General features: G+C 41.4%; 3 protein-coding genes and 1 pseudogene. All 4 read right to left on the reverse strand.

Annotated features, from left to right (window positions below):
• Positions 1 to 233: 233 nt before the first annotated feature.
• Entirely contained in the window at positions 234 to 419 is a 186-nt protein-coding gene (locus NG798_RS26670) for a hypothetical protein (RefSeq protein ID WP_261226754.1), read from the reverse strand.
• Between the two features lie 456 nt (positions 420 to 875).
• A pseudogene (locus NG798_RS26675) lies at positions 876 to 1,048 on the reverse strand (IS1 family transposase); the annotation flags it as partial.
• A gap of 269 nt (positions 1,049 to 1,317) precedes the next feature.
• Positions 1,318 to 3,390, reverse strand: coding sequence for a hypothetical protein (locus tag NG798_RS26680; protein WP_261226755.1), 2,073 nt, complete (start codon positions 3,388 to 3,390; stop codon positions 1,318 to 1,320).
• A gap of 154 nt (positions 3,391 to 3,544) precedes the next feature.
• On the reverse strand, positions 3,545 to 4,750 hold the full coding sequence (locus NG798_RS26685; RefSeq protein WP_261226756.1) for a right-handed parallel beta-helix repeat-containing protein: 1,206 nt from the start codon (positions 4,748 to 4,750) through the stop codon (positions 3,545 to 3,547).
• Positions 4,751 to 5,266 lie beyond the last annotated feature (516 nt).

Here is a 5,266-nt window from a genome sequence, read left to right on the forward strand (position 1 = left end):
TGAAAAACGCCGTTTTCTGGATCTAAATCTCTGCCATCTATAGCAGCAACTTGGACAGCATAATCTGGAATAAAATTAAAGTCAGCAAAACGCTCTAATCCTTCAATTGTACGGCCTTGTTTACAAATATGCCAGAGTGCGATTTCGTCGTGAGTTTTACCGCCGCCAAAGCTGGTTTCTAAGCGGATAACTGGTGAACCTGAGCCGGTGCCGGTGAGCCTGCTAAAGACTTGTCAAATTAAGGTTTTTATGCCGTCTGTAGGAAAGGTGTTAGCGAAAAAAGTTTTAGGATTTTGATAGACGGGCGGGGCGTTTCCTTCCACAACAAGTCTTAATTTTGCTGCAAATAAATCTAAGGATAATTCTCCTGATAAGATTTCTTCTCTAGGGGTGCAAGTGTCAAAAATTGATGGTAGCATTGAGTGGTTTTTCCTTGCTTTGAGGTTATTTCTGAGATGATTAGCGTGTTAATATCTTTTTTTTTATTTAGGAGATAAAAAGTTTTCGTTATCCTTTACATAATTTGCTAACTCGATATCATTATTTTTCTTTGATAAGCTAAATGCCTCCTACGGTTGTAGATGTTTCCTACTTTATCATAAAGTCGGTCGTTTTCAAGCAGTGTCTACTAGGCGTTTTTGGCTGAGTTTGTTGGGGGTAAGCACCGTTTGTTATTCTCTGGCTACAAAATATTAGACTTGGGGAGGCCGGTGATAAGAGAAAGCCAAGCCTAGGCTCAAAGGAAAGAGAAAATCTTGCTTATGGGCAAGCCAAAATGGTTACAACTGTCTATAATTATTTGCAATTGGTAACTTTTTAAATTCACCACCGGCATACTCGAATTTCGGGGAGGATAACAAACCAATTCTCAATATTACATAAGTTTGTAATTTATCGAGATCAACAACTTCTGGAATGACTACAGTATCATAAACATCTGGTAACAGTTTTCCGACTTGTTTTACCCAATTTATTACGGTGGTATGATGAACTTTCTTAACTCTTCTATCGCCCTTCAACCCATACCATTGAAGTACATTTTTAGGCAATAGTTGCCTGGTTTTCCATTCAGATTCCTGGCTCATGGTATTTTGCTTCTACGTTTTAATGTTGGCTATACCGCTTTTTTTAATATTTATTCAGGTATTTTTTCAGGCTTTTTGCTAATATTATAACCCATTCCCAACGATTACGGAAACTACAATAAATACTAACTAGGTACAATCTTATTTGATTAAGTTATGGGGAGATTTTGAGAGGAAGCGAAGCTTTAGATAGGGACAAAAATCCCAGAGACTTATTTCAATTTGTTTTGTTTTATTTTAATTTGTATTTAAGAGGCTTTTTTTCCTTTTCCTTTGGCATCACGCTTGGGGGGGAATTTTTTGGGAATTTTTTTGCTCTTATCGTTCTCATAACTACTCGCTTGTTATTTGTTTCCTTATTTGTTTGACAGTAATGGAAGCTATCGCAAAAAACAAGTTCGGTCAGCCATTGGGGGCGCGCGGCTCCACGATTAAGAATGGACGAAACCATTTCTAATGCTCTGGTATCCCGCTGTAAATCATTTTTAAACCGATCTACTTCATCTTGCAATGCCTGCGATAGAACTTCAAGAACCGTTCTGCCGGAGCCATCGGGGATAATTTCTTCTGTTAGACCCTTGGCTTGCGCCCACATAATCTGAGAAGCAACTAAGCCGGTGAGGTTATCCATTGACCGCAGAGCTACTCTTTTGAGAGTGTCTTGTATGGGCGATTTAGGAGCTTTTACAAGTTTTGGTTGACGGCGATAATGCGGTGAGGTTGGGTCATTCCAATCCCAAATTCGTTGCGTGATATTAGGTAGTTTTTCTGCTTTTGCTGCGTTTCCATAGTCGCCATCGAAATCGCCGCCTTGACCGAATGGTGATTCATTTAGTTCGCCGGTGCCCCCAAAGGTTACATGAGAAACAAAAAACACCCCATTGTAACCGTTTCCATCCACCACATTTTCCCATATTTGGATATCACCCCAATGCCTGACCGGATAACGAAACGTGATATGTCTTCCTGGTTTGAGATGTTTGCAGCTAAAAGAAAGATCGGCTAATGAATCATCAGGCATTGCCATAAAACTAGCTGCACGAAACGCCCCATTTATCGCTAACCGTGTCCATTTCTTCTTCAAACTGCGGAGAATCGAATCAATAACATACGGGTGTTTTTCTAGGATTCTGGCTTGGTCGTCTGCCAAAATCATCGCCAACGTTGACATATAGGGTTCAGCATCATCATCCGTATCATCTTGGGGATTACCGGAGTCCCATAGTAGGGCTAAATCATCAAACCACTTATTAGCTAGTGGTGGTAACTCATTGATTTCTGGTGATGTTTTAGCTGGCGTTTCTCCTGTGTTTGTTTGTAAGCTTGGTTGAAATGTGCCGACGATTTGGTAGATGTTCTTAGTAGCTAATTTCTGTATTAATTCTTCGCATTTTTGTCTGGTGGCTGGCATGACATCTTGTTCGATGATATCTACCGGAAACCAAGACCATATTTGCGTTCCGCCTTTTGATTTGCGTTCCTGAGCTTCGCCTAACGCTGCTAAACAAACATCCTCAAATACATTATCACCAAAGGGTGGTTTAAATGTCTTGAAACACGATTCTGGCAGAACCATGTCATAGCCTTGCATCTCGGAAGCCGGCAGTGGCAAAACGGTTCCTTTTCCCCAAATTCCCTTTCTTGTTTCGTTACCTGCTATCCCTAATCTAAATTGGGTTGGGGTCTTTGGGCGAGAGGTAATATCTGCCAACAATGAGTTTAGTAAAGCGTCGCTTATTTTGCCATGAGCGTCCCCGATTTCCCAAGGATTTTCTGACCCTGGCTTTGGTCTATTATTTTGTAAATCCGGGTCTTTTAGTACAAGAATTTTCGCCTTTTTCAAAACGAACAATGCCTTACATTCCGATAAACTGATAGAGCCGTAATTAATCCGACCCATTGATTCCTTCTCTGGCGGGAAATAAAATTGGCCTACCGTGCCTTTAGCGCTTTGTTTTCGACTAAATACAAAATGACCGTGTTTGCGAGCACCGCCTGCTAAATCCAAACTGAAATTTTCATAATCGTCTAGTAGTGATTCTGATTTTTCATTTGAATCCGTCGGGATTGCACAAACAGAAAATTCCTGGTCTGGATGCAATTTTGACAGCATTATGTTTTTATAAGTCACCTCATTTAACCTAACCGTTGATGAGGAATCTGGCTGAGACTGGTGCATCCACTTTTTCTGATTACCATTCCAAACTAACATCGAAGTTTTTGATTTTATTTTAAATAAGCGACTTTCGTAACCTGCTTCTGGTAACAAAGCCAGCACATTGTAAGTGAAAACATAACGAGTCATAAACTACCTCATTCAAACAGATTTAACTAAATAAAATCAGAAAAATCACCAGGTTTCTCAAAATAAAATAAATCCATACCAGGAGTAAATTCCTCGTCTTGACTGCTACGACGACTAGCATCATTTTCGCCGAAGACATAGCCGATTTTTCGCTTTAATGTGGCATAAGAAATGGCATCTTTTGTGCCTGATGATTCTTGAGCGGCCATGAAGGCAAAAACGTTGTAATCGCACCGCCATAACCGCCCGCCGTATTATTAGCAAAAGTTGTATTGACAATATTTGTAGCAAAAGCGGGTCTGGTATTGATCAATATTCCGCCGCCGTTGAAAGCCGCTTTATTACCAGAAAATGTGGTATTGGTAACGCTAACATTTGCCGATTCACCCAGCCACAAACCGCCGCCGCTATCACTGGCATCATTATTGATAAAGGATGAATTGGTTACGGTAATATCGCCATTACCGGCCCGGATACCACCGCCAGAGCCGCCGGTGCCATTGTTGTATTTAATGGCTTTATTGTTGATGAAGGTGCTATTTTCTAACAAGATTTTATCCGGTGGGTATCCAAATAAAAAGCCTGCTCCTCCTTCTCCTTGGGCGATGTTGCTGTCAAAAAGACTATTACGGATAATAATGTTCCCGCCTATGCCATCGTTGGTATATTCGCTGGCACCATCAACGTAAATAGCACCGCCAACGCCTTTATCAGAACCACTAGATACAGAACTGTTGTTTTTGAAGGTAGAATCTTCAATGGTGAGTCCGCTGAGGAGGTTATTAATGGCACCACCAAAGCTGCCTTTATTGTTGGTGAAGGTACTACCTTTTACGGTGAGGGTGCTGCCACTTTTTACGCCGATGGCACCGCCGCCACGTTCGGTAGTTGTAGCAAGAGAACCATCATTACTATCAAAGCTCGAATTGATGACAGTGGTGGTGCTTCTCCAGCCTGTATGTAAGCCTGCACTAAAGCCTGCTATGTTGTTATTAATTTGGCAATTTTCGAGTGTTAAAGTGCTGTTGGAGCCGGTTTGAATTCCCGCACCGGCACCTGTCGGTTCATCGGTGGTAGCGCTGCATTTTCCGTTAGCAATAATCAGGTTTTTAAGGGTGATGTTTGTGAAGGATTCGGTTTTAATGACGCGGCTATTGTTATTACCACTGATGGTTAAATTGGGTGCAGATGCTCCATCAATTATCAGGTTATTGTTGATTAGTAATTGGCCTGTCGTGAGGGTGATGTTTACACCGCTGAGGCTATTATCAAAAACGATGGTATCGCCTGGTTGTGCATCAGCAATAATTTGACGCAATGAACCGGCCCCACTGTCTGCATTGTTTGTAACTACCACCATTGTTTTTCCTTCCTAACTTGATGATAAGATAACAAAGCGTTTTGTTTCAGATTGTTCTTCTATTTCTTATAGGCCGGACTGATTTTATCTAAAAAGGCATAGCATTTTATAGCTATGCCAAATGAGCACTCTTGGAGAGGGACATGGGGCTTTTCGCGTCCATATTACGAGCAACCTAACACAACCCCAAGAACTAGCCTCTTTTTAAACCGGCAAGCTGGAAAACAAAAACGAGCGAACGGTAGTTTTTTCTCAAAAACGCCCTTGAGTAAAAGAAGATCGGCCCCTGCCCTGCCCCAGTAGAGAGGGGTGATGGTGATTGAAAGTAGGCTGGATGTGGCCTTTCAATTGCCTTTCATTTAAAGTCAAATAAATAAAAAGACACTTATTTGACATCGGCTTTCCCCAAACCACCCATCCATATAAACTCCAGCTTTTTGACCTATAAGTAGCCTTACAGGTAGTAGGATCGTTTTATCCTTCGGGGTAGAAAAATCCCATGTTGACCTACCGGCA

Origin of the sequence: Ancylothrix sp. D3o (assembly GCF_025370775.1) — a bacterium.
GTDB lineage: Bacteria > Cyanobacteriota > Cyanobacteriia > Cyanobacteriales > Oscillatoriaceae > Ancylothrix.